The 23,819-nt window shown below is 59.4% G+C and carries 26 protein-coding genes; 22 read left to right on the forward strand and 4 right to left on the reverse strand.

The window, feature by feature from the left end:
- Positions 1-5: 5 nt before the first annotated feature.
- The 3 genes from MCG44_RS04700 (at position 6) to MCG44_RS04710 (ending at position 4,429) form a co-directional block, all read left to right on the forward strand.
- A complete protein-coding gene (locus MCG44_RS04700; RefSeq protein WP_186852834.1) occupies positions 6-701 on the forward strand; it encodes an ABC transporter ATP-binding protein in 696 nt (231 codons plus the stop codon).
- On the forward strand, positions 698-1,957 hold the full coding sequence (locus tag MCG44_RS04705) for an ABC transporter permease (RefSeq protein WP_240287064.1): 1,260 nt from the start codon (positions 698-700) through the stop codon (positions 1,955-1,957). Before MCG44_RS04700 ends, MCG44_RS04705 begins: the two co-directional genes overlap by 4 nt.
- Positions 1,958-2,089: 132 nt before the next feature.
- Positions 2,090-4,429 (forward strand): S-layer homology domain-containing protein, encoded by a 2,340-nt coding sequence (locus tag MCG44_RS04710; RefSeq protein WP_240287066.1) that lies wholly within the window; start codon positions 2,090-2,092, stop codon positions 4,427-4,429.
- Positions 4,430-4,487: 58 nt separating this feature from the next.
- Here the strand turns inward: MCG44_RS04710 and MCG44_RS04715 are convergent, their stop codons facing one another.
- Entirely contained in the window at positions 4,488-5,135 is a 648-nt protein-coding gene (locus tag MCG44_RS04715; RefSeq protein WP_186852745.1) for an HAD family hydrolase, read from the reverse strand.
- Positions 5,136-5,334: 199 nt separating this feature from the next.
- Here MCG44_RS04715 and MCG44_RS04720 point away from each other — a divergent pair, with 199 nt between their 5' ends.
- The 5 genes from MCG44_RS04720 (at position 5,335) to MCG44_RS04740 (ending at position 9,158) form a co-directional block, all read left to right on the forward strand.
- On the forward strand, positions 5,335-6,231 hold the full coding sequence (locus MCG44_RS04720; RefSeq protein ID WP_240287068.1) for a DMT family transporter: 897 nt from the start codon (positions 5,335-5,337) through the stop codon (positions 6,229-6,231).
- A 139-nt stretch (positions 6,232-6,370) separates the two neighbouring features.
- Positions 6,371-6,676, forward strand: a complete 306-nt coding sequence (locus MCG44_RS04725; RefSeq protein ID WP_147570728.1) for a DUF2089 family protein — start codon at positions 6,371-6,373, stop codon at positions 6,674-6,676.
- Positions 6,677-6,702: 26 nt separating this feature from the next.
- The gene (locus MCG44_RS04730) at positions 6,703-7,227 is read left to right on the forward strand and encodes a hypothetical protein (protein ID WP_240287070.1); all 525 of its coding nucleotides are present in this window, start codon (positions 6,703-6,705) and stop codon (positions 7,225-7,227) included.
- 100 nt (positions 7,228-7,327) lie between these two features.
- Positions 7,328-7,813, forward strand: a complete 486-nt coding sequence (locus tag MCG44_RS04735; RefSeq protein ID WP_240287072.1) for an RNA polymerase sigma factor — start codon at positions 7,328-7,330, stop codon at positions 7,811-7,813.
- Entirely contained in the window at positions 7,806-9,158 is a 1,353-nt protein-coding gene (locus MCG44_RS04740; RefSeq protein ID WP_240287073.1) for a DUF4179 domain-containing protein, read from the forward strand. The genes MCG44_RS04735 and MCG44_RS04740 overlap by 8 nt, the downstream gene beginning before the upstream one ends.
- A gap of 57 nt (positions 9,159-9,215) precedes the next feature.
- On the opposite strand, the gene MCG44_RS04745 is transcribed toward MCG44_RS04740, so the two are convergent.
- On the reverse strand, positions 9,216-9,749 hold the full coding sequence (locus MCG44_RS04745) for a hypothetical protein (protein ID WP_147570724.1): 534 nt from the start codon (positions 9,747-9,749) through the stop codon (positions 9,216-9,218).
- Between the two features lie 254 nt (positions 9,750-10,003).
- Here MCG44_RS04745 and smc point away from each other — a divergent pair, with 254 nt between their 5' ends.
- The 8 genes from smc (at position 10,004) to MCG44_RS04785 (ending at position 17,189) form a co-directional block, all read left to right on the forward strand.
- Positions 10,004-13,585: a chromosome segregation protein SMC gene (gene smc / locus MCG44_RS04750; protein ID WP_240287075.1), complete on the forward strand. Its 3,582-nt coding sequence runs from the start codon at positions 10,004-10,006 to the stop codon at positions 13,583-13,585.
- 121 nt (positions 13,586-13,706) lie between these two features.
- Entirely contained in the window at positions 13,707-13,985 is a 279-nt protein-coding gene (locus MCG44_RS04755; protein ID WP_240287077.1) for a hypothetical protein, read from the forward strand.
- A 1-nt stretch (position 13,986) separates the two neighbouring features.
- Positions 13,987-14,295, forward strand: a complete 309-nt coding sequence (locus tag MCG44_RS04760; RefSeq protein WP_147570721.1) for a hypothetical protein — start codon at positions 13,987-13,989, stop codon at positions 14,293-14,295.
- An 18-nt stretch (positions 14,296-14,313) separates the two neighbouring features.
- The gene (ftsY, locus tag MCG44_RS04765; RefSeq protein ID WP_240287079.1) at positions 14,314-15,183 is read left to right on the forward strand and encodes a signal recognition particle-docking protein FtsY; all 870 of its coding nucleotides are present in this window, start codon (positions 14,314-14,316) and stop codon (positions 15,181-15,183) included.
- A 30-nt stretch (positions 15,184-15,213) separates the two neighbouring features.
- On the forward strand, positions 15,214-15,414 hold the full coding sequence (locus MCG44_RS04770) for a hypothetical protein (RefSeq protein ID WP_240287081.1): 201 nt from the start codon (positions 15,214-15,216) through the stop codon (positions 15,412-15,414).
- Between the two features lie 92 nt (positions 15,415-15,506).
- The gene (rph, locus tag MCG44_RS04775) at positions 15,507-16,223 is read left to right on the forward strand and encodes a ribonuclease PH (protein WP_240287083.1); all 717 of its coding nucleotides are present in this window, start codon (positions 15,507-15,509) and stop codon (positions 16,221-16,223) included.
- A gap of 18 nt (positions 16,224-16,241) precedes the next feature.
- Positions 16,242-16,832, forward strand: a complete 591-nt coding sequence (locus tag MCG44_RS04780; RefSeq protein ID WP_147570717.1) for an XTP/dITP diphosphatase — start codon at positions 16,242-16,244, stop codon at positions 16,830-16,832.
- Positions 16,833-16,865: 33 nt separating this feature from the next.
- Positions 16,866-17,189, forward strand: coding sequence for a YhbY family RNA-binding protein (locus MCG44_RS04785; RefSeq protein ID WP_186852739.1), 324 nt, complete (start codon positions 16,866-16,868; stop codon positions 17,187-17,189).
- A gap of 6 nt (positions 17,190-17,195) precedes the next feature.
- Here MCG44_RS04785 and MCG44_RS04790 read toward each other — a convergent pair whose 3' ends face one another.
- Positions 17,196-17,348, reverse strand: a complete 153-nt coding sequence (locus MCG44_RS04790) for a hypothetical protein (protein ID WP_240287085.1) — start codon at positions 17,346-17,348, stop codon at positions 17,196-17,198.
- Here MCG44_RS04790 and nadD point away from each other — a divergent pair.
- The 4 genes from nadD (at position 17,347) to MCG44_RS04810 (ending at position 21,582) form a co-directional block, all read left to right on the forward strand.
- Positions 17,347-18,564: a nicotinate (nicotinamide) nucleotide adenylyltransferase gene (nadD, locus tag MCG44_RS04795; protein WP_147570715.1), complete on the forward strand. Its 1,218-nt coding sequence runs from the start codon at positions 17,347-17,349 to the stop codon at positions 18,562-18,564. The genes MCG44_RS04790 and nadD overlap by 2 nt on opposite strands.
- Positions 18,561-20,111: an LCP family protein gene (locus MCG44_RS04800; RefSeq protein ID WP_240287087.1), complete on the forward strand. Its 1,551-nt coding sequence runs from the start codon at positions 18,561-18,563 to the stop codon at positions 20,109-20,111. The genes nadD and MCG44_RS04800 overlap by 4 nt, the downstream gene beginning before the upstream one ends.
- A gap of 54 nt (positions 20,112-20,165) precedes the next feature.
- Positions 20,166-20,525 (forward strand): ribosome silencing factor, encoded by a 360-nt coding sequence (gene rsfS, locus MCG44_RS04805; RefSeq protein WP_147570713.1) that lies wholly within the window; start codon positions 20,166-20,168, stop codon positions 20,523-20,525.
- 124 nt (positions 20,526-20,649) lie between these two features.
- Complete coding sequence (locus MCG44_RS04810) at positions 20,650-21,582, forward strand: AEC family transporter (RefSeq protein ID WP_186852735.1); 933 nt, start codon at positions 20,650-20,652, stop codon at positions 21,580-21,582.
- 35 nt (positions 21,583-21,617) lie between these two features.
- Here the strand turns inward: MCG44_RS04810 and MCG44_RS04815 are convergent, their stop codons facing one another.
- Positions 21,618-22,508, reverse strand: coding sequence for a diacylglycerol/lipid kinase family protein (locus MCG44_RS04815; protein WP_240287089.1), 891 nt, complete (start codon positions 22,506-22,508; stop codon positions 21,618-21,620).
- 249 nt (positions 22,509-22,757) lie between these two features.
- On the opposite strand from MCG44_RS04815, the gene MCG44_RS04820 reads away from it, so the two are divergent.
- Both MCG44_RS04820 and MCG44_RS04825 read left to right on the forward strand, forming a co-directional pair.
- Positions 22,758-23,483 carry an AzlC family ABC transporter permease gene (locus MCG44_RS04820; protein ID WP_240287091.1) on the forward strand — a complete coding sequence of 242 codons (726 nt, stop codon included), beginning with the start codon at positions 22,758-22,760 and terminating at the stop codon, positions 23,481-23,483.
- Positions 23,480-23,818, forward strand: a complete 339-nt coding sequence (locus MCG44_RS04825) for a branched-chain amino acid transporter permease (RefSeq protein WP_240287093.1) — start codon at positions 23,480-23,482, stop codon at positions 23,816-23,818. The genes MCG44_RS04820 and MCG44_RS04825 overlap by 4 nt, the downstream gene beginning before the upstream one ends.
- The last annotated feature ends 1 nt before the right edge of the window (position 23,819 follow it).

Raw genomic sequence — 23,819 nt, forward strand, 5'->3', positions numbered from 1 at the left:
GAAAGATGCTCATTGACATCAGAAACCTCTATAAAATATACAACGAGGGCAAGGAGAGCGAGGTCCGGGCCCTGGACGGGGTATCCCTCCAAATCGACAAGGGGGAGTTTGTGGCCATTGTGGGTCAGTCTGGCTCCGGCAAGTCCACGCTGATGAATGTGCTGGGCTGTCTGGATATCCCTACCTACGGAGAATACTACCTGGAGGGGACCGACGTGACTGCTCTGTCCGACAAGCAGTTGGCCCATATCCGGAATAAGGAGATCGGCTTTATCTTTCAGGGCTACAACCTGATCCAGGAGCTGGACGCTCTAGAGAATGTGACCCTGCCCCTGATTTACCGGGGGGTGTCTATCTTTGACCGGGAGGATCTGGCCATGGAGGCCCTGGCCAAGGTGGGCATGGATTCTCGAGCCCACCACCGCCCTTCCGAGATGTCCGGCGGCCAGCAGCAGCGGGTGGCCATCGCCAGGGCGATTGCCACCAAGCCCCCCATCATCATGGCCGACGAGCCCACGGGCGCCCTAGACTCCAAGACAGGCCGCCACGTGCTGGAGATCCTGCGGGACCTGTACCGGGGAGGCACCACTGTCATCCTCATCACCCACGACGATGGCATCGCCGCCACCGCCAAGCGGGTGGTCCGTCTGTCCGACGGCAGGATCACCTCGGACCATCCTCAGGAGGTGGACTGGGAATGAATCTTTGGCAGGCATTCAAAATGGCCTTTAAATCCATCGCCATGAAAAAGGGCCGCTCCTTCCTGACCATGCTGGGCATCATTATTGGTGTGGCCTCAGTGGTCATTATGGTGTCCGTGGTCCAGGGGCAGAATAAAAAGAACATGGAATACTTCGAGAAGATGGGGGACAACAAGATCACAGTCCAGGCCTACTCCTGGTATGACACGAACAACGAAACCGGGCAGAAGCTCTATGACTACTGTCTGTCCCTCAGTAACCTGGTGGATGGCATTACCCCGGATGTAGAGCTTGGGGATAAAATCACTGTCCAGTACGGGGCCAAGACCCTGTCGGTCAACGACTGGGAGAACGGCAATATGGACTGGGAAAAGATGATGCATATTAAGCTGGGCTCTGATCAGTATGGTGTGTGCAACAATTACCAGCTGGCAAATGGCCGAGAGATCTCCTATCTGGATGTGGAAAAGACCAATGCCGTCTGTGTTTTGGGCTCCGGAGCCAAGGAGGCTCTGTTTGACTACACCGACCCGGTGGGGGAGACCATCACTCTCAACGGGCAGCCCTTCCTGGTGGTTGGCTACTACAAGCCCATGGACATCCAGTATTGGCCGGAGATGGACAATGTCATTATCATCCCCTACACCTTCAACCGGACCATGAACAAGAACAATACCATCGACTCCTACGTGGTCAAGGCAAAGAGTGCCGCTGCTACCACCCAGGCCATGACCCTGCTGGACGCCTATCTGTCCGGGATGTTCCCCAAGGACGAGAACGGCAACATGGCAAACGGGAGTTACTATATCAACAGCGACAACAGCTCGGCCGAGGAGATGGAAAACGCCAGCCTGATGCAGTCCCTGGTGCTGGGGGCCATCGCCGGCATCTCCCTGCTGGTGGGCGGCATCGGCATCATGAACATCATGCTGGTTACGGTCACAGAACGTACCAGGGAAATCGGTATCCGAAAGGCCATCGGTGCCGAGCGCAGCAGTATCATCACCCAATTCCTTATTGAAGCGGCGGTGATCTGCGGCATCGGAGGCCTCATTGGTATTGGCATTGGCTATGTGGGTACTATGATCGCGGGAAAACTGATGGAGAACGTGTTTGAGGGGATGATCCTGACTCCGGACCCCATGATCGCCATTGGGGCCTTCCTGTTCTCCGTGGTGCTGGGCATCCTCTTTGGTATGTTCCCAGCCATTAAGGCCTCTGGCCTGCAGCCTGTGGAGGCTCTGCGGGCGGACTAGCCTGCGGCAAAGTCCGCTTTATTTGGGAACCCCGGCCGGGCCGGGCCCTCATTACACGTCCTGCCTCTCGTTTCTGACCGTGCCCTCTCAACTGAGACCACGGCCGGGGGGCGGATGAAAAGGAGAGATAACATGAAATTGAAACGACTGATTTCTTGGCTGCTGGCCTCTGCCCTGGCCGCCTCTCTGGCAGTTATGCCCATCGGGGCGGCCGGCACCTCCTCCTTCGGCGATATCTCCGACCGGGAGACCGCCGTCAACGCTGACATCCTGCGCCTGATGGGCGTGGTCAGCGGCACTGGAGGCAACCAGTTCAATCCAAACGGCACCCTGACCAGGGCTGAGTTTTGCACCATGGTAGTCAAGTTTATGCAGCAGGGGGATCAGGTCCCCATCCACGCCACCCGCACTATCTTCTCCGACGTTACCTCCAAGCACTGGGCCCAGGGCTATGTGAACCTGGCCGCCAGCCTGACGGTCAAGGACGGGGAGCGGGAGGTCCCCCTGATCTCCGGTGTGGGTGATGGGCGCTTTCAGCCGGACGAGAAGATCACCCAGGCCCAGGCGGCCACCATTTTGATTCGGGTGCTGGGCTACTCCAGCGAGCAGGCGGGAGCCGTCTGGCCCCAGAGCTATATGAACCTGGCTGAGTCCATCGGGTTGAGCGACGGCCTGCCCAGCGACTATAACGCCGCTCTGACCCGTGGCCAGGCCGCCCAGTTGTTTGTCAACGCCCTGAGCTGCAAGAATGGAGAGGGCAGCGACTACTATACGACACTGGGCAAGGCCCAGGAGGACACCATCATCCTGGCGGTCAATGTGGAAACGGACGACGGAACCTCGGACGGGGCCATCCGGACCACAGCCAACAAGGAGTCTGAGGCATACCTGCCCGCCGAGGGAGAGGGCAACCCCTACGCCCTCCAGGGCAAGCGGGGGGCCCTGGTGCTCAATGACAAGGATGAGATCGTCACCTTTGTCCCTGACGACAGCAGCGCCACCACCATCATCCTGTCTGGCGACGCCCAGCCCAGCTATGTGAAAGCCAGCGGCGGCAGCCAGTACACCATGTCCAAGGATACCCTGCTCTATACCGCCGACGCCACAGAGGGAAAGAGCTATATGGAGGGCTACTCCGTCCTGAAGTCGGGCACCCAAATCACCATGTATTCCGAGCGGGGCAAGATCGTGGCGGTTTACGCCAGCGGCAGCGCCTCCTCCATCGACTCCGACGCCGTGGTGGTCATGGGCAGCCCCAGCACCGCCATGTTCCACCAGCTCACCGGCGGCGCCACTAACTTCAACATCCAAAAGGGCCGTCAAACCATCACCATGTCCCAGATCCAGCCCTACGATGTGGTGACCTATGACAGCATGAGCAATACCCTGATCGTATCTGACCTGAGGCTGACCTGCATCTATGAGAACGCCAGTCCCAACTCCAAGGCGCCCACGGAGATCGAGGTGCTGGGCCATACCTTCGAGGTGCTGGACAGCGCCTGGGAGATGACCGGGGATTACAAGGTGGGCGACCAGGTCACCCTGCTCCTCACCGCCGACGGCAAGGTGGCTGGCATGGCTGCCCCCAGCGGAAAGACACGCTCTACCGCCATCGGCATGGTGGACAGCGGCAAGGCCACGGTGTTCCTCCCCAACGGCGGCACCCTGGAGCTGTCCGGCACCATCAGCAACGCCGACAACTTGGCCGACCAGCTGGTCACCATCTCCTCTGGCGCCAAGGGTAAGATCAGCGCCAGCAAACTGTCCTCCAAGTCCACCTCCGGCCAGTTCCTGGTGGAGGAGGGGAAGCTGGGCAGCTATACCGTCAGCGCCGGCGTCCAGATCTATGAGCAGGTCAACGGCGGCGCTATGGTAAAGCTGGACCCCACCAGCCTGAATATGGCCTCCATCCCCGGAGAAAAGATCGCCACCTATCACCTGAACACCTCCAACTATGTGGACTATATCGTACTGGACCGGGTGACAGGCAACGCCTATGAGTATGGTATCCTTATCTCCACGACCACGTCTACCCCTGTCTTGGATGACGATGGAGAAGATACTGGAGAGGAAAAGGAATCCAAGAAGTGGAACCTGGTCAACGGAAGTGGAACGATTGACCTGAAAAACACTGGATTTGCCGGAAAGAACGGCACTATGGCTGGTGTAGCTGTGGGTTCCAATGGTCGGATTGTGTCCATCATCGAACTGGAGGAGATCAAGAGCGTGTCCCCCAGCGACTTCTTCGAGAGCCAGGGGGTCCAGTACGTCAACGCGGGTGGCCGCACCTATCGGGTGGCCGACGAGGTGGAGTGCTGCCGGGATACCGGGAGCATCCGGGACGCGAAAGACAGTTGGTTCAGCCAGGACAGCGGCGAGGAGCGTCTGGCGGCCATCAAGGCATTCTCCAGCGACCTGACCATCTATGTGGACCCCATCGGGGACCAGGTCCGGGTCATCTCCGCCAAGTGAGCTTAAATTCCCTCTTTTTGAAACAGGAGGCCGGCACCCTTTGGGTGCCGGCCTCCTGTCATAGATGAAGGGGCAGAGGAGAACGCAGGTCAAAGGGAAAGCGGCCTGGCCCGCACACCTCCCGCATCTCCTCCGCCCGGTCGTCAAAGACCGGGTCAGATACTCCATAGACCTGCCAGCCCGCCTCTCTGGCGGCCCGGCAGTAGACGGGGGAATCGTCAAAGAGGACGCAATCTCCCGCTTCCAGGCGGCACAGCCGGGCCACCAGGCGGTATAGTTCCGGGTCCCGCTTCTCCAGCCCCAGCTCTGCGGCCGTAAAGACCCGGTCCAGCAGAGGGAGGAGGCAGTGGTGTTCCAGAGCGGCCGAGCACAGGCTGGGGATGCAGGAGGTGAGGAGGGCGCGGGGGATGCCGGACGCCCTGGCCCGCTCCAGAAATCCGCGTGCCCCCGGCTTCAGCTCCAACTGGCCGGCATAGGCCGACCGGGCCATCTCCCGCCAGGCAGAAATGATTTCCTCCGGAGTCAGGGGCAGGCGGAAATAGTCCCGGGTGTATCGGGCCGAGTCATCAAAGCCGTGGTGGGTCACATAGTCGGTGTAGTCCTCCGGCACCGAGCCGATGCCGAAGCGGCCCAGAAATTCCACGTCGATGTCGAGCCACACTCCGTTGGAGTCCAGCAGGGTGCCGTCCAGATCAAAAAAGTACATAAGAGACCTCCAGAAGCGGAAATGGGGAGAAAGGATGCGATTTGACAGGCTGGCGGCCTACACAGGGGCGCTCATCTTTTTTTACTTGCGCCCGGCGGGGTTTTTTGCTATAATATCCCCGTTTTTGACCCGCTTCGGCGGCCCATCCCGCCTATGATACCACAGCGGGCCCTGATCCTGCAATCGGGAGTTGATATCCATGTCCCCAAAGACAATGAAACTGCTGGCCAAGCCCATGCTCTTTGCCGCCGCCATCATCTGGGGTACCTCCTTCTTCATCATGAAGAACGCCCTGGACGCCCTGCCTCCCTTCTATCTGCTGGCCATCCGCTTTACCGCCGGGGCGGTGCTGCTGGCCCTGATCGCCTGGAAAAAGTGGCAGATATTCACCTGGGACCACCTGTGGCGGGGGGCGGTGATGGGCGCCTTCCTCTTTTTGGCCTACTCTATCCAGACCTTCGGCCTGACTTTGACCACTCCCTCAAAAAACGCCTTTCTCACCGCCGTCTACTGTGTCCTGGTCCCCTTCCTCTCCTGGGCGGTGATTCGGGTCCGGCCAGACCGGTTCAACATCGCGGCGGCCCTGCTGTGCGTGACCGGAGTTGGCTTTGTCTCGCTGACAGAGGAGCTGACCATTAACGCCGGCGACCTGCTGACCCTGGTGGCCGCCTTTTTTTATGCCAGCCATATTGTGGCGGTGGCCAAGGTCTCACCGGGAAAGGATATCACTCTGCTCACTGTGTTCCAGTTCGCCTTCGCCGGGCTGTATGCCTGGATTGGCGGCCTGCTGACCGAGACATTTCCCGCCCAGGCGCTGACTGACCCGGCGGTAGTCCTGCCTATGGCCTATCTCTGTGTCATGGCCACCACCGTGGCCCTCCTGTTTCAGAACGTGGGCCAGGTCTGGTCCGACCCCGCCTCCGCCTCGGTCATTTTATCCCTGGAGTCGGTGTTCGGCGTGCTGTTCTCCGTGCTGTTTTATGGCGACCCGGTGACCGGCCGGCTCCTGATCGGATTTGGACTGATATTCGTGGCCGTGGTGTGCTCGGAAACCAAGTTTTCATTTCTGAGTAAGAAAGAAGAGAATACAATCTGAAGGGACCATGCCCCGTCTCATTCCCCCGCCCTATGGCGGGGGATTTTACTTTTATAAAAGAAAATAAAAAATTAAATTAAAGATTGACTTTAATAAAATTAAAGTATATAATGAGAACATAGAGAAAGGAGGTGGCCCCGTGGCCATAGAATTGCTGCCCGACTGGATGACCGGCTTGGAAGAGGAGGATGTGTCCTTTATCAAAAAGTTCATCCTCGCCTCCGGTTCCTTGAAGGAGGTGGCCGCCCAGTACGGGGTGACTTATCCAACGGTCCGGCTCCGTCTGGACCGCCTGATCCAGAAAATCAGGATCGGGGAGGATACCGCCGCCGACCCCTATATCGCCACCATCAAGCGGCTGGTGGTCAATGATAAGCTGGATTTTGACACCGCCAAGCTGCTCATCGCTGAATATAAGAGAACGAAGGGAACGGACCTCGGATAGCCGAGGGCGTGAAAGGAGAAAATATTATGATGATTGCGTCTGTAATGGGGATATTTGGGCTGCTCATATGGCTGGCGTTTCTGCTGGTGCCCATCGCCCTGTTGATTGTACTCCAGGTCTGGCTGTGTAAAAAGAGCTTAAAGCTGGGGCTCATTCTGCCAGCGCTGTCCCTGTGCCTGTCCCTGCTGATGGTGTTCAGTCTGGCCTCTTTTACTAGTTTCTCTGGCGGCGGGTCCCTCGTATTGGAGGGAGGGGCCAACGCTGGACTGGAGAGCGGCCAGGACAGGGAAACGGTCCAGCGATGGGAAAGCAGGGGCGGCACTGTCACCGTCTATGACGGGGAGGGGAATATCATCGACCAGTACCCGGACCCCAACTATGACCCGGACCGGGCCAGGGCGGACGCCGTCCAGACCGTCGTCACCTTGGTGGTCATGCTTCTGGTATCCAACATCCCCACCGTGGTCTTCGGCGGCATCTGGCTCCACTATAAGGGCCGTCGGGATACCCAGGACGACCTGAAGCGGATGCGGGTGGAGGACCTGGGATAAGATAAAAAGAGGGCGAAAGCCCTCTTTTTATTTTGTCTGTAACCTTTTTGAGCGCTGGACCGTGTACTGGATAGAAAGAACGAGAGAAGGGGGGAGGACCATGGAACGGGAGGAGGCGGAATGGGTGGTTCAACGCCACGGGCAGACCGTGTACCGGCTGGCCTATGCCCGGACCGGGAATCGGGAGGACGCGGAAGACGTGACCCAGGAGACATTCCTCCGTCTGGTCCGGGCCGCCCCGAAGTTCCGGGACGAGGACCACTGCCGGGCCTGGCTGCTGCGGGTGGCGGCCAACTGTGCCCAGGACCTGTTCCGCGCCCCGTGGAGGAAGCGGGAGCGGCCCATAGAGGAGGCGGAGCACCTCCACGTCGCTGACCACATCCCGGAGCCGGGAGGGGTACTGGAGGCGGTGCTGTCCCTTCCGGAGAGCTACCGGCTGCCGGTCCACCTGTTTTACTACGAGGGGCTGTCCATTCGGGAGATCGCCGGGGTGCTGGGCAAGAGAGAGGGAGCCGTGCGGACCAGCCTCACCCGGGCCCGGGCCCTGCTGCGGGACAAGTTGAAAGAGGAGGGGGACTATGTTTGAGCGGGAATACCGGCGGGAGATGGACCAGGTGAAACTGTCACAGGTGGAGCTGGACCGCTTGGTGAACGCCATGGCCGAGGAGAAACGGCGTCATAAGAGAGGAAATCTGGGGGTTCGGGTGCTCCTGACCGCGGCGGCGGTGTTTCTTTTGACCGCCTCGGCCCTGGCCCTGTCCCCGACCTTGCGGTCCCAGCTGACCCAGGTCCTTGGGAGCTTTGGGCCGTACAGCCAAAGGATAGAGGCCGGGACGGCTGCCGACCAGGGGTATGAGGTCCAGGTCCTGTCGGCGGTGACCGACCAGTACCGTCTGAAGCTCTATGTCCAGGTGCGGGACCTGACCGGACAGCGGATGACCGACGGGGAGATCCGGCTTGTATGCAGGATCGGGCGGGAAACACAGACTCTGACCACACACGGCCGCTGTGTGGGATACGATCCAGATTCCCACACGGCCCTGTTTGAGGTGAGCGAATTTTGGGAGGAGGCCAGCGGCCTGGAGGAGGAGCTGACCCTGGAGGTGATCTCCATGTGGCCCAGATACTATTCTTTCGGCGGTGAGCCCCTGCCCCTGGAGGAGGTCACCGGGCGGACGCTGGACTGCATGACCCTGGAGAACGGCCAGGTGGTGGTGGCCCCCGGGCAGACACCGGCGCCGCTGGAGGACTTTGAATGGGCGGAGCTGTCCTCCATGGGCTTTGCGGAAGACGGCACCTTCCAGGTGCAGTTCCGTCTGGCGGAGGGGGCGGACCCGGAGGAGTCGGACATCCTGGCAGACATTCTTGTGGACGGAGAACCCCCGTGCAGACATCTGGGTGATATCAACTACACATTGGATGGGCGGACTTATGTGGGGGTTTCCTATGAGAATATCAGCCCGGCGGACCTGGGGCATTTCACCAGGGCCACGGCGGGGGGAGATGTGGTCATGGGCCGGAAGACCAAGGGGGATTGGGCGCTGTCCTTCCGGGTGGACAACCTGCCAGTGCGGGAATATGCCCTCTCCGGGCTGACGGACCAATATCAACTCCCCTGCAAATTGACGCTCACCCCCCTGGGGGCCATGCTCACCGGGGATTATGAGGCGGGCTGGAGGGGGATGCACCCCTTCTCCCTGATCCTGGAGGACGGCAGCCGGCTGGAGGAGGTATACATCCGGCATGGGCGCATGACACCCGGCAAGGAGAGCGTCTTGGGCAACTGGGACTTTGGACAGTTTTTGGATTTGGACCAGGCTGTGGGCCTGGAGCTGGGCAGCTGGTATATCTCCCTGTCCGGGGAAGACACCGGCACGGTCTATCCCCTGGAGGGAAGGGAAGCGTGGGAACAGGGGATGATGGCCCCTTAACAAATCAAAAGAGCGGGGAGCGACCATCGCCGGTCCCCGCTCTTTTGCCGTTCTTTTTTACAGGGCGGGCTGGACCAGAATGCCCTCCAACAGGCCCCGGTGGACGGGCCGGAGCCCCTTGAGGGAGCAGAAGTCGGCGGGCCGGAGCAGGGTGGGTGGCTTGGGCAGTTCCACCGCCCCGCAATCCGCCAGAAGCCCAGCCACAAACTGGGAGCAGAAAAAGTGGTGCCGCCGCTGGAGGGACAGGTTAAAATAGCAGGCGAACGCCCCAAGCACACTGTAATGGTACTCCTCCCGCTGGGCGTACATGGCCTGAAGCTGGCGGCGGAGGGCTATGTAGGTGTCCTGGCTCACCCTCAGCTCATAGAGGCAGCAGGGTACTGCCCGCCGGCGGCCGGTGACCTGCTCCTCCACCAGTCCGGCGGGGAGGGCAAAGTGTTCGTATTTTCTGGCAAAGCTGTAAAAGGGTCCAGCGGGCCCATCCAGCCCAATCGAGGCGTGGGTATAGTCGTCCTGGGTGGCCAAGTGGATCAGCCGGGAGAACCAGGTGCCTGACCGGGTCAGCAGAATATGGATGGCGCGCTCCTCCATGACAGAGCCCTCCTTTGTTTCTTTTCTGGCCCTATCTTACCAGAATAGTTCTAAATCCCGCTGAAGGAAAGATTAAGATTTCCCTAAAATACAGAAAAAACGGCTCTGGGCGAATGAGGCCCGGAGAGGCCCGCCGGACCTGGAAATGGCGTTGCAATCTAGTGCGGATTTTGCTATAATATAACATCTATTGGTCTGTCCCTTTTTCGGAGCTTAGGAAGGATGGGAGCGGTCCCGCCTTCGAAAGATATGAGGTGGCCTTTTTGTACTTAAAAGCGCTTGAGATCCAGGGCTTCAAGTCCTTTCCCGACAAGACCGTGCTCACCTTCGGTGAGGATATCACCGCCATCGTGGGCCCCAATGGTTCGGGCAAATCCAATATCTCCGACGCCATCCGCTGGGTCATGGGGGAGCAGTCCACACGGGCCCTACGGGGAGGCAAGATGGAGGACGTCATCTTCGGCGGTACCGCCAAGCGCAAGCAGACGGGATATGCCGAGGTGTCTCTAGTGCTGGACAACACCTCACACATTTTCGACATGGAGGAGTCCGAGGTGATGGTCACCCGGCGGTACTACCGCTCCGGGGAGAGCGAGTATTACATCAACCGCCGCTCCGTCCGATTGAAGGATGTCAACGAGCTGTTCATGGACACGGGTCTGGGCCGGGAGGGCTACTCCATCATCGGTCAGGGTAAGATCGACGAGATTCTGTCTGTCAAATCCGCTGACCGCCGGGAGGTCTTTGAGGAGGCGGCCGGCATCTCCCGCTACCGCCACCGGAAGGAGGAGGCCGAGCGCCGCCTAGAGCGGACGGACGAGAACCTGGTGCGCATCAACGACAAGATATCGGAGCTGGAGCTTCAGGTGGAGCCGCTCCGGGAACAGAGCGAGAAGGCCAAGAAGTATCTGGTCCTGCGGGATGAGCTGCGGGGGCTGGAGATCTCCGTGTGGCTGGACACATTGGAACGTATTCGGGCCAGCAATATCAAGCTGGAGGCTGACTATCAGGAGACCGCCCGCCAGCGGGAGGAGGCTAGAACGGCCCAGGAGAAAGCCTATGCCGCCGCCGAGACCTATTCGGCCCAGATGCGGGAGAAGGACGTGGAGGCGGACCGCCTCCGCTTTGAGATGCAGGGCCGGGAGGCCCAGGCCAACGAGCTGGAGTCGGCCATCGCCGTACTGAAGAGCAGCATCCAGCACAACCTGGAGTCCGCCGCCCGGTTGAAGGCCGATCTGGAGCAGCAGGAGGGCCGGGAGGGCTCCCTGTCCGCCCAGATCGAGCAGCGCCGGGAGAGGCTGGAGGAGATCGAGGGCCAGTTGGCCCGAACCCAGTCAGATCTGAAGGTCAAGGGTCAGGAGGCGGAGGAGACCGCTCGCTCGGCGGGCACTCTGGCCCGGGAGCTGGAGGAGCTGCGGAACCGGGCTGACCTGGGCACCGCCGGCGCTGCCGAGGCCAAGGCTCTGCTGTCCGCCCTGGCCGCCGCGGCCCAGGAGGTGCTGGACCGGGATGAGACCGTCCGCCGGGAGGCCAATGAGCTGGAGGAACGCCTGGAGGAGGGACAGAAGGAAGTGCGCTCCGCCAAGCGCAGATATGATGACGCGGTGGAGGAGCGGAACGGGGTCCAAAACGTCATCAACGGCTATCAACTGCGGATGGAGGCCCGCCGGAAAAAGGCCGAGGGCGCGAAGGACGCCCACATGAAGCTCCAGATGGAGGAGAGCGCCCTCACCTCCCGGATCAAGCTGCTCACAGAGATGGAACAGATGCATGAGGGCTACTCCAAGGCGGTCAAGCTGGTGATGGGAGAAGCCCAGCGGGGGGCGCTGAAGAATATCCACGGTCCGGTGGCCGACCTGCTGAAGGTGCCCGACCGATATACCGTGGCCATTGAGACCGCCCTGGGCGGGGCCATGCAGAACATCGTGGTGGACCGGGAGGAGGACGGCAAGGCCGTCATCAACTACTTAACGCGGAGAGATGGGGGCCGGGCCACCATCCTGCCCATCAGCTCCATCCGACCGGGAGAGCTCCGGGAGGGAGCGAGCCTGAGCAAAGAGCCCGGCTTCGTGGGAGTGGGGGACCAGTTGGTCCGCTTCGACCCCAAATATCAAAATGTATTTTCCAACCTGCTGGGACGGGTGGCGGTCATGGAGGATCTGAACGCCGCTATCGCCGCGGCCCGAAAATACGGCTATAAATTTCGTATCGTCACCCTGGACGGCCAGGTGCTCAACCCCGGCGGCTCTATGACGGGCGGCTCCGCCAGCCGAAGCGCCGGTATCTTGAGCAGGGCCAACGAGCTGGAGCGGCTGAACCAACAGCTGGCTGACATCCGGGCACGGGTAGCCGATGGGGCCAAGGCACTGGCAGAGGCGGAGCGGGAGCAAACTGCCGCCGCCTATGAGCTGGAGGCCGCCCAGAGCCAGCTGCGTCAGTGGGAGGACGCTATTTTGAAGGCGGAGGGAGAGCTGTCCCATGCCCGCAGCGTGGTCTCCGAGCTGGAGCGCCAACGAGAGAGCCAGGAGAGTGAGCTGGAGGGCTTGAAGAACCGCTCTGTCCAGATTGAAACAGACACCGCGGCGGCCCGTGTCCGCATCCAGGAGCTGGAGGGGGAGACCGCCGCCCTAAAGAGCGAGGCCGAGGGCAAGGCCAAGGGGCAGACCGACCTGCAGGAGCGTACTGCCCGCATCGCCCAGGAGGTGGCCCAGCTCACTGCCGCCCAGGCCGCTCTGGAGGCGGAGCGGGAGGCCACCCGCTCTGGTCTGGAGGAGCTGGAGCGCCTGAAGGCATCCATGGCCGGGGACCGGGACCAGGGCCGGGCCCTGATGGCGGACTATGAGGAGAAAAACCAGGGCTTTGCCCAGGAGATCGCCCAGAAGGAGGAGACTCTGACTTCCCTCCGCCTGGAGAACCAGAGCCGGACCGACGCCATCGACCGCCTGAACCAGGAGAAGCTGGAGCTGGAGGGGGAGCGTATCAAGGCCACCCGGGAGAGCCAGAGCAAAAACGAGGAGCTGCTCCGTCTGGAGGGAGAAGTGTCCCGCCTGGAGCAGAAGAAGGTTTCCGCCTCCATGGAGGAGAAGCAGCTTCTGGACAAGCTGTGGGAGAACTATGAGCTGTCCCACGAGGCCGCCCGCCAGCAGCGGGTGGAGATTGAGTCTGTTCCCAGGGCCAGCCGCCGCATTGGAGAGCTGAAGCGGGCCATTTCCGGCTTGGGGAACGTCAATGTAGGCGCCATCGAGGAGTTCCAGCGGGTCAATGAACGGTATACCTATCTCACAGACCAGCGGGACGACGTGGACCGGGCGAAAAGGGAACTGGAGGAGATTATCGCCAATATTACTGGCGAGATGAAGACCATCTTCGAACGGGAGTTTAAGACCATCAACGAGGCATTCGGCCAGACCTTCCTGGAGCTTTTTGGCGGGGGTAAGGCCACCCTGGAGCTGGAGGACCCGGAGGATATCCTCAACTGCGGCATCGAGATTAAGGTTCAGCCCCCTGGTAAGGCGCTGAAGATCATCACCCTGCTGTCCGGCGGGGAGAAGGCCTTTGTGGCCATCGCCCTGTACTTTGCCATTTTGAAGGTCCGGCCCACCCCCTTTGTGGTGATGGACGAGATTGAGGCCGCTCTGGACGACAACAATGTGGTACGGTTTGCCCGCTATATGCGCTCCATGGCCGAGCGCACTCAGTTCATCGTCATCACCCACCGCCGTGGCACCATGGAGGAGGCCGACGTGCTCTACGGCGTCACCATGCAGGAGCAGGGAGTGTCGAGGATGCTGACCATCAACCTGAATGATGTGGAAAAGGAACTGAAGATCAGATAATGGCCCATGACCTCAAGATGGAGTTCAGTTGGAAGGGCTGAAGCTGTGGCCCCGATGGCCTATTGGCGGTCGATCTATGCTCTAACTGATAGGGCAGGGGAGGATATTACGGAGGTATACCGTGAAAGAAAACGACAATCAGAAAAATACCTGGATACCCATTGTGGGCGGTATCGTCTTGATTATAGTGCTGTTTATCGCTGTCAAGCTGATATTCGCCTGGCTGGGGGCGGCGGTCCCACCGGAGCGGCTGAATCCGGACCAGGCGCAGAGTCAGGGGGTGACAGAGCAGATAGAAACAGACGCCCCAGTCTTCTGCCCGTTCTGCGGTGAAACGCTCCACGACAGCTTCCGTTGGGGGCAGTTCTGTCCCTGGTGCGGGGAGAAGATAGAGCGGTGATATGAGAAAGCTGAAGTGCCTGCGATGCGGCCGGAGCATGAGCCGCATCAAGAGGGAACACCTGTTTATGGGCCAAATTGGTTTACAGTGGGGAGGTATGCATTATCAGCCCAGCAGGGGGCTGGATGTGGATGTTTACTGCTGCCCGGACTGCGGGAAACTAGAATTTTACCGGGGAGAAAAGGACCAGGACAAGCGGGTGGCCGGACAATCCATAGCCCAGGTGAAATGTTCCAGGTGCGGAGGCCGCTATGACCTGGACAGCTGCAAGTGCCCCTTCTGCGGAGAAGAGAATGACAAGCTGTTTTAAGAAAGGAACGAATTGCCCATGGGCTTTTTTGATAAACTGAAAAAAATCAACATTTTTGCCAGCTTCGGCTCGGAGCTGACGGACGACTTCTACGACGAGCTGGAGGAGTCCCTCATCCTGGCCGATACTGGGATGGACGTGACCTTGGAGCTGGTGGAGGCGCTGCGCCGCCGGGTGCGGGAGGAGCGGATCAAGACCATGGAGGAGGCCCGCTCCGCCATGGTCCAGATCATCGCTGAGGCCATGAACACCGGGGGTGCGGCTCTGGACCTCTCCACCACCCCCTCTGTGGTACTGTTTATTGGAGTGAATGGGGTGGGTAAGACTACCACCATCGGCAAGATCGGCCATCAGCTCCGAAAGGAGGGAAAGAAGGTCCTCTTCTGCGCCGCGGATACCTTCCGGGCCGCCGCCGCCGAGCAGCTGACCATCTGGTCCGACCGGGCTGGGGTGGATATCATCAAGCAGCACGAGGGGGCCGACCCCGCCGCCGTAGTCTTTGACGCTATGAGCGCCGCCAAGGCCAGGAAGAGCGACGTGGTGCTTGTGGACACCGCCGGGCGGCTGCACAACAAGCAGAACCTGATGAACGAACTGAACAAGATTTCCCGGGTCATTGACCGGGAGCTGCCCGGATGCGCCCGAGAGACTTTGCTGGTGCTGGATGCCACCACCGGTCAGAACGGTCTGATTCAGGCCAAGCAGTTTCAGGAGGCCGCCGGTATCACGGGCATCGTCCTCACCAAGCTGGACGGCACCGCCAAGGGGGGCATCGCCATCGCCATCGCCAGGGAGCTGGGCGTGCCGGTCAAGTACGCCGGTGTGGGCGAGAGTGTAGACGACTTGAAGCCCTTTAACGCCGCAGACTTTGCCCAGGCACTGATTTGAGATAGGAGCCAGATACTGGGGGGCGGGAAGATGGAGTTTAACTGGAGCCTGTTTGGCGCGTTGTTTGGGTTTGGGTTTATCGCCGCGTGGAAGCGTGATGGGTTCACCTGGAAAGATATGTGCCTGTGGGGCGAGGGGGTCACGCCCAAGCAGAGCTGGGAGAATCTGATTGGACTGGGCGTGCTGGGCGCCGTGCTGCTTACCGCCGTCCTGTTTTGGCTGGTGGATTGAGAAAATTTAAGAGATCAATTTACACACTATCCAAACATTTCTGGCCTGACCTGTGGTACAATAAAGAAAAAACGTGAGAGGAAGAAATTACCATGTCCCGAATCGACGGAAGAAAAAACGATGAGCTCCGCCCGGTGGAGATCATCCATAATATCAACAAATTTGCCGAGGGTTCCTGCCTCATCCGCTGCGGCAACACCCATGTGCTGTGCACCGCCAGCGTGGAGGACCGGCCGCCCCGCCACGTCCCCGAGGGGGAGGGATGGGTGACCGCCGAATACTCCATGCTCCCCCGTGCCAACCGGGAGCGGTCCCGCCGGGACATCTCCAAGCTGAAGCTGAACGGCCGCTCCGCCGAGATCCAGCGGCTCATCGGCCGGGCCCTGCGCTCGGTAGTGGACATGAAAAAGCTGGGCCCCTGGAACATCACCATTGACTGCGACGTGCTCCAGGGGGATGGGGGTACCCGCACCGCCTCCATTACTGGGGGCTTTGTGGCTATGATGCTGGCCTTCCGAAAAATGGTAGAGGCCGGTCAACTGGCGGAGTACCCCGTCAGCGGCTATGTGGCCGCCGTGTCCGCCGGTATCGTGGATGATGTGCCCCTGCTGGATCTGTGCTATGAAGAGGATTCCTCCGCTATGGTGGATCTGAACTGCGTTATGGACGACCAGGGCCGCCTCATCGAGATCCAGGGAACTGGGGAGGAGCGTCCCTTTACCCTGGATGAGCAGCGGCAGCTGGTGGAGCTGTGTGAGAAGGGTATCCTGCGGCTCCAGGCCCTTCAAAAAGAGATATTGGGTCTATAAAAGACGGGAGGGAAGGACATGAAACTGGTGCTGGCCAGCAAAAATAAAAAGAAGCTGGTGGAGATGAACGATATCCTGTCCCAGCTTGGAATCGAGGTCTGCTCCGAGGCTGAGGCGGGGGTGGATGTGGAGGTGGAGGAGACTGGAACTACCTTTGAGGAGAACTCTCTGCTCAAGGCCAGGGCTGTTATGGAGGCCAGCGGCCTGCCCGCCATCGCCGACGACTCCGGCCTGTGTGTGGATGCGCTGGGTGGAGCGCCCGGCGTGTACTCTGCCCGTTATGGGGGCGAGGGACTGGACGACATTCAGCGATACCGCCTGCTGTTGGAGAACATGAGGGGGCAGATGCCCCGGACAGCTCGCTTTGTCAGCGTCATCACCTGCTGTTTCCCCAACGGAGATGTGATTTCCGCACGGGGAGAGTGCCCCGGCACCATCGCCTTCGCCCCCATGGGGGAGGGCGGCTTCGGCTATGATCCGGTGTTTTTCGTTCCCACGCTGAAAAAGACCTTCGCCCAGCTTACCGCCGAGGAGAAGAATGCCATCTCCCACCGGGGAAAGGCGCTGGAGGCATTTCAGGTCAAACTGAAGGAGTACCTGTCCAAATGACAGAAATCAAAAGATAGGAGATCATAACATAATATGGCAGAACTGACAAGCAAGCAGCGGGCCCAGCTGCGGGGGCTGGCCAACGGCATCGATACCATCCTCATCGTGGGCAAGGACGGCATTGGGGACAACCTGGTGAAGCAGGCCAACGACGCCCTGGAGGCCCGGGAGCTTATCAAGGGCCGTGTGCTGGAAAACTCAATGCTCTCCCCCCGGGAGGCAGCCGAGCAGTTGGCCCCCCTGACCCGGAGCGAGGTCGTCCAGGTCATCGGAACAAAATTTGTTCTCTATCGTCCAAGCCATAATAAAGAGAAAAAGGACAGAATCGTGCTGGTGACGGACAAGAAACAGAGGTAATCAATTTTATTCCTGCCAGCCGCTGACGCTTGGCGTGTTCTGGGCGGCGATGGGCTGTGGGCCGAGCTTCAGCCCCATCCTTCGGCCCAATTTGACAAAGCGGGGCTGCCCCTTTTTGGGGCCGTCCACCCTGATAAAAGTAAGAGAGGTGTCTGGCATGAAGATCGGAATCTACGGCGGGACCTTCAATCCCCCCCATCTGGGACACCTGGCCGCGGCAAAGACGGCCATTGAGGTGCTTGGCCTGGACCGGCTGCTGCTGATCCCGGCGGCGATCCCGCCCCACAAGGTCCTGCCCGAGGGTACGCCCCCGCCGGAGCACCGTCTGTCCATGGCGGAGAAAATGGCGGACGCGCTGCTGCGGCCCAAGGTGGTCCAGGTGTCCACACTGGAGCTGGAGCGGGAGGGCAAGAGCTACACCTCTGACACGCTGGAGGAGCTCCATCGTCAGTATCCGGAGGCGGAGCTGTGGCTGCTCATGGGAACGGATATGTTCCTGACGCTCCACCTGTGGCATGATCCCGATTCCATTTTGAGACTGGCCGGGGTGTGCGCCTTTGGCCGTACTGAACAGGACGGGGAGGAGCTCTTTGCCCCACAGCGGGACTTCCTCTGTGAGAGATATGGCGCAAAAGTGACCACCATCACTCTGCCCGGTCTGGTTGACATCTCCTCCACCCGCCTGCGGAAGCTGCTGGGCCAGGGGGAGGGGAGAGAGTACCTACTCCCCGCTGTCTATGGGCACATTCTGATGAATGGGCTCTATGGTACCCACGCCGACCTGAAACATCTGGACATTCCAGAGCTGCGGGCCTGCTCCTGCTCCATGGTCCGACAGAAGCGGGTGGCCCACATCCGCGGCACTGAGGAGGAGGCGGTCCGTCTGGCACGGCGCTGGGGGGCCGACCAGACGCTGGCCCGACGGGCAGGCATCTTACATGACTGCACCAAGTATTTAAACCTGGAGGAGCAGTTGGCCCTGTGTGAGAAATACGGGGTCGCGCTGGACGAGCTGGAGCGGTCAGCGGTCAAACTGCTTCACTCCAAGACCGGGGCGTGTATCGCCAAGGCGGTTTTTGGGGAACCTGATGAGGTGTACTCGGCCATCTTCTGGCATACGACAGCCAAGGAAAACATGACGACACTGGAAAAGATCCTGTATGTGGCTGATTACATAGAGCCCAACCGGGATTTTGAAGGGGTGGAGCGCCTGCGGTCGCTGGCCTATCAGGATCTGGACAAGGCCCTTCTCCTGGGGGTGGAGACTACCATTCAGGAGATGGAAGAGAGAAAGCTGCCTGTCCACAGCAGGACGTTCAAGGCCCGGGACTGGCTGAGGTCCCACGGAGTAACGATAGAGGAAGGAACCGAATGAGCGAACACACCAGAAGACACGGAAAACGACAGGTCCAGACCGAGCGCGCTTCCTTGGGGGAATATTGGGTGCGGTACCGGGCTTGGGTCCATGGGATGAGCCGGGGAGAGAAGATCCGCTACCGCGCCTTACAGACCGCGGTGTTCCTCTCCATCCTGATCATTGTGGGCTATCTGATTCTAAGCGCCTGGATCAAGCTGCCCGATACGTCGGACCTGCCCGGCCAGACCACAGGAGGACAGACTCAGGGAGACACCTCTGATTTGAGTTATGACGGGGCGGAACTGCCCCAGGTGGCCATGAGCGGCCGAAGAGAGGGAGTGTATACCTTCCTGGTAGCTGGCTTAGACCAGGTGAGCAATTCCACAGACACAATGCTGCTGGTAACCTATGACACTAAGAATAAGACTATCGATGCCATCAGCCTGCTCCGGGACACGATGATCAACACCAGCGCCACAAGGGGCGCACAGAAGCGGCTCAATGTGGTGTACACCCGGAATCGGGGGTCCAGCGACCTGCCAGAGAAGGAGCGGGTGGAAAAGGGAATGACCGCCTTGAAGCAGGAGGTGAGCCACCTTACTGGAATCTACCCGGACTTCTATGTCCTGGTGGAGTGGGAGGCTGTCGGGGAACTGGTGGACGCCATTGGCGGAGTCTATTTCGAGGTGCCCTTTGATATGGACTATGACGACCCAACCCCTGGCCAGGACCTGCACATCCACCAGGAGGCAGGGTACCGCCTGTTGAACGGCCAGGACGCCATGGAGGTTATCCGCTTCCGCAAGAACAACGATGGCACCCACGCCCTGGGGGACAGCGGCCGGACCGCTATCCAGCGGGACTTCCTCACAGCGGTGATCAAGGAGTGCCTCCAGCCGGATATTCTCCTCAAGCTGCCGACGCTGGCCCAGATATTCACTGAAAACGTGTCTACCGATTTAAGTGTGGGTAATATTCTGGCCTTTGCCCAACTGGCCATTGGGATGAACGTAGAAGAGAACGTGACGTTTGTCTCCCTGCCCTGGACAGGCGTCAGCTATGACGGGGCATCTCTGGTGCTGGCCAATGAGAAGGAGCTGCTGCCCTTGCTCAACGACGGCCTCAATCCCTATGTGGGGGAGATCCAGTCCAGCGACCTTCAGCTGATGTATAAGAAGAGTGGAGGGGGCTACGGTGTGACCAACGGTACACTGTTGGACTCTAGAATGGCCAAGCCTGTAGTGGCGCAGAAGCCTCAGGAGGAAGAGAAGGAGCCCACAGAAGAGGAAGAAACGCCTGATGTTCCCCCGGTGGAGGAGCCCAGCGGAGGGGCCGAGAACCCTGGTGAGGAAACAGGGACCGGTCAGGAAGGTGACTCTTCTCAGGGAGAAGGAGGAAATGGCAGTACCGGCCAGCCCCCTGACGAAGAGGGGGAAACGGGTACTGATACGCCGCCCATCGTGACCATCGACCCGGACGACGTGCTCCCCGACCCGGGGAGCGGTTCCACCAGTCAGGAGACGGAGGAGGAACCGCCGCCCTCCCAGGATATCAGGCCTTCATAGAAGGGGAGGCAGCGGCTTCAAGCAACAATATATAAGCAGAAAGGGGAAAGAAGATTGACTTCTTATGAGATGGCCATCGCGCTGGCCAAGGCCCTGGACGGGAAAAAGGGGCAGGATATCAAGGTGCTCAAGACCGAGGAGCTGACCACGCTGGCGGATTACTTCGTGCTGTGTACCGCCACCTCCAGCACCCAGGTGAAAGCGATGTCAGACGCCTGTGAGGAGGCCATGGAGAAAAATGGCGAGCAGGTCCACCACATTGAGGGACACCGGGGCGGCACCTGGCTGCTGATGGATTTCTCATCCGTTGTGGTCCATGTGTTTACCGACGAAGCTCGAAAGTTTTATGACCTGGAGCGGCTGTGGGGCGACGCTCAGGAGATAGACTTGGCACAGGCGCTAAAGTCGGAATAAATGTATAAAACAGAGGGGTGTTCCGGTCGTTATATCCGGAACGCCCCTCTTGAATTTCCTCTTGACGGAAGGGAAAAGACTTCCTAGAATAAAACGGACAGGGAAAAGAGGAGATGGGATAAGCATGGAACTAAGCCTGATGCTGATGGAGCAGATATTGGCCATGGTGCTCATGGCCGCCGCTGGCTTTTTGGCCGCCAAAGCGGGGGTCCTGACTGGGGACCAGAGTCGGGTGCTCTCCAAGGCGGTGCTCTATATTGCCCTGCCCTGTACCTTGGTGAATGCTTTTCAGACAGACTATGATCCAAATATCCTGGGGGCGTTTTTAGTGACGCTGGCCATCGCGGTTCTGATACATGGAATATTTTGGCTTGTCTGCTGGCTGTTAGATAGGACTGGGCGCCAGCTTACCCCAGCAGAAAAGGCCTCGGTCATATACAGCAACGCCGGAAACCTGATTATTCCCATTGTATTGAATACGCTGGGGCAGGAATATGTCATTTATACCTGCTCCTACATGGCCTTTCAGGGATTCTTAGTCTGGACCCATGGGCAGAAGCTTATGGGGGGCGAAGGCCGGCTCACGCTGAAAAAAGTGGTGAAAAACCCCTGCCTCTGTGCCATACTGATGGGCATGGCACTGTTTTTCTTACATATCCGTCTGCCTGATGTGTTGGGTACCGCTGTTTCCTCTATGGGGAGCTGTGTGGGCCCCCTATCTATGGTGGTGGTGGGTGTTCTGCTGGCGGAAACAGACTTGAAGGCCGCTTTTTCCTCGCGGGGGATATACCGGGTCGTTTTCCTAAGGTTGATCATTCTGCCATTGCTGGTAGTGGCTCTATTGTGGGGAGTAGAGCGGGTCTGGGGACATAGCCAGATCCTACTGGTCAGCCTGCTGTGCGCGATAGGTCCGGCAGCCGCTACGTTGACCCAGATGGCCCAGCTCTATAAGAGCGCGGAGAGCCGGTACACCTCCTCTATAAACGTGGTGACCTCGGTATTGTGTGCCGCCACTATGCCGCCGATGATCGTTTTATTCCAAATGCTGACAACGTAAGAAGCTGCCTCCGATTTTTAATCGGAGGCAGCTTCTTATTTCCCTCGGATAACAGTCAAAGCCTGACGGCAGTTGACCACCTGGTTGACCAGCTGGTCGCCGCCATACTCCCCGTCAATGGTCCAGGGAATGGGCTGGTCAGAGGAAAAGGTAAGCTGGGAAGCCTGGAAATGGATGCGGGAGCCGGCCCCCACCGGATTCTGAGCGAACAGAGTCTGGAAGCCATCGGTGACATCGGCCAGACTGACCGGCTTTTTGACCAGATCTACCTCGAACAGTCCGTCATCCAGCTCTACGTCCTGTTGAGGCAGCTTGATGCCGCCGATGGACAGGGCGTTGCGCACCATGCCGAAGTAAAAGTCATCCTCCAGAACCTGACCATCGTATTCTACTTTAAGATGGTAGGGGGAGATGGTGGGCAGAGAGACAATGCCCTCTACCACATAGGCCAGATGGCCAAATGTGTTTTTCAGATCCTGGGGAGTGGCGTAGGCCACATGGGTAAACGCGCCGAAGGCGGCCACATAGACGAAGGGCTGCCCATTGAGTTTTCCAATGTCAATGTGAAAGGGCTCGCCTTCGCCGGCGGCGACGGCAGCGGATTTAATCGGGGAGCGGGGGAGATTTAGGGTGGTAGCGCAGTCATTGGTGGAGCCGGAAGGAATATATCCCAGCATGGGTGGGGCGGACAACTCCATCAGCCCGGTTACAGTTTCGCTTAAAGTGCCATCGCCGCCGGCACATACCACCCGTTGGAAACGGGGACCCAGCTCTTTGGCGGCTCGGACAGCGTCCCCCTTGCACTGGGTGGGGTAGACAGTGACCAGCCACCCAGCCTTGGTAAAGACGTCTAAGACCGGAGAAAGACTGCCGGGCAGCTGTCCTTTCCCGGATGTGGGGTTATAGATCAAGAGAGCTTCCTTCAAAACGATCCCTCCTTGCCTGTCAGATTTTATAGGAAAACAGCCTGGGCTTGGTGGACCAGCCTGATTAATATTAATAGTAGTATTATTATAGAAAGAGAAAAGAAAAAATCAAGAGAGATGTTGTAAATCTTTACATAAAATTAAGGCGCAAAAATAGAGGTTTCTTGTGCCACACTGGGGCTTGCGCCCATGGGGCAAAACGGTTAAAATACCTAAGATAGTATGTCGTAACGAGGTGGATTAACGACGATGGACCGAAAAACGTTAAAAGCGGCTTTCCCCGCCACGGTACCGGTGTTGATGGGGTATCTGGCTATCGGGATGGCCTTCGGGCTGATGCTCCAGTCAGAGGGCTATGGCGTAGGCTGGGCCATTCTGATGAGCATGACCATATACGCAGGCTCTGGGCAGTATTTGGGGGTTTCCCTGTTGGCTACGGGGGCGACTCTAGGCCAGACGGCCTTTCTGACTCTGATGGTCAATTTCCGGCATCTGGTCTATGGCCTGTCCATGCTGGAGAAATTTCGGGGCATGGGCCGCCGGAAGCTTTATATGATTTTTTCCCTGACGGATGAGACCTATGCGTTGCTTAGTTCGGCCAAGGTGCCCCAGGGGGTGAAGGAGCACGATTACTACTTTGCTGTCGCCCTGATGGACCAGAGCTACTGGGTGCTGGGTTCTGTGATCGGCTCTCTGTTGGGGGCCGCGCTGGGCTTTGACACCACGGGAGTGGATTTTGCCATGACCGCCCTATTCCTGGTCATCGCCGTGGGCCAATGGAGGACCGCCGGCAGCCATCTGCCTGCTCTGCTGGGCGGAGCGGCCACTCTGGTCAGCCTGCTGGCTGTGGGGGCGGAGGAGATGCTGCTGCCTGCCTTGGGAATTATGGTGGCCGTCCTGGTGCTTCTCCGTCCCACTCTGGAGGAGCAGGGGCGGAGAAGGCCTGCCGCGGTGAGAGAGGAGGGGGCCCGATGACCACGATGACAACGGGACAGGCCCTGGCCGCCATCGCGGTGATGGCGGTGGTCACCTTTTTGACCAGGGCTCTGCCCTTCCTCCTGTTTGACCGGGGAGGAGAGCCTCCAAAGGTGGTGCTCTATCTGGGGCGGGTGTTACCCCCGGCAGTCATCGCCATGCTCATCGTATATTGTTTGAAGGGAGTATCCTTTGCCACACCAGCGGGCTGGGTCCCCGCCCTGCTGGCCAGCGCCGCGGCAGTGCTCCTCCATCTGTGGAAGGGGAATGACCTGCTGTCCATTTTTGGGGCGACGGTGCTGTATATGGTGCTGGTGCAGGGCGTGTTCAACTGAT

This window comes from Lawsonibacter sp. OA9, from assembly GCF_022440585.1.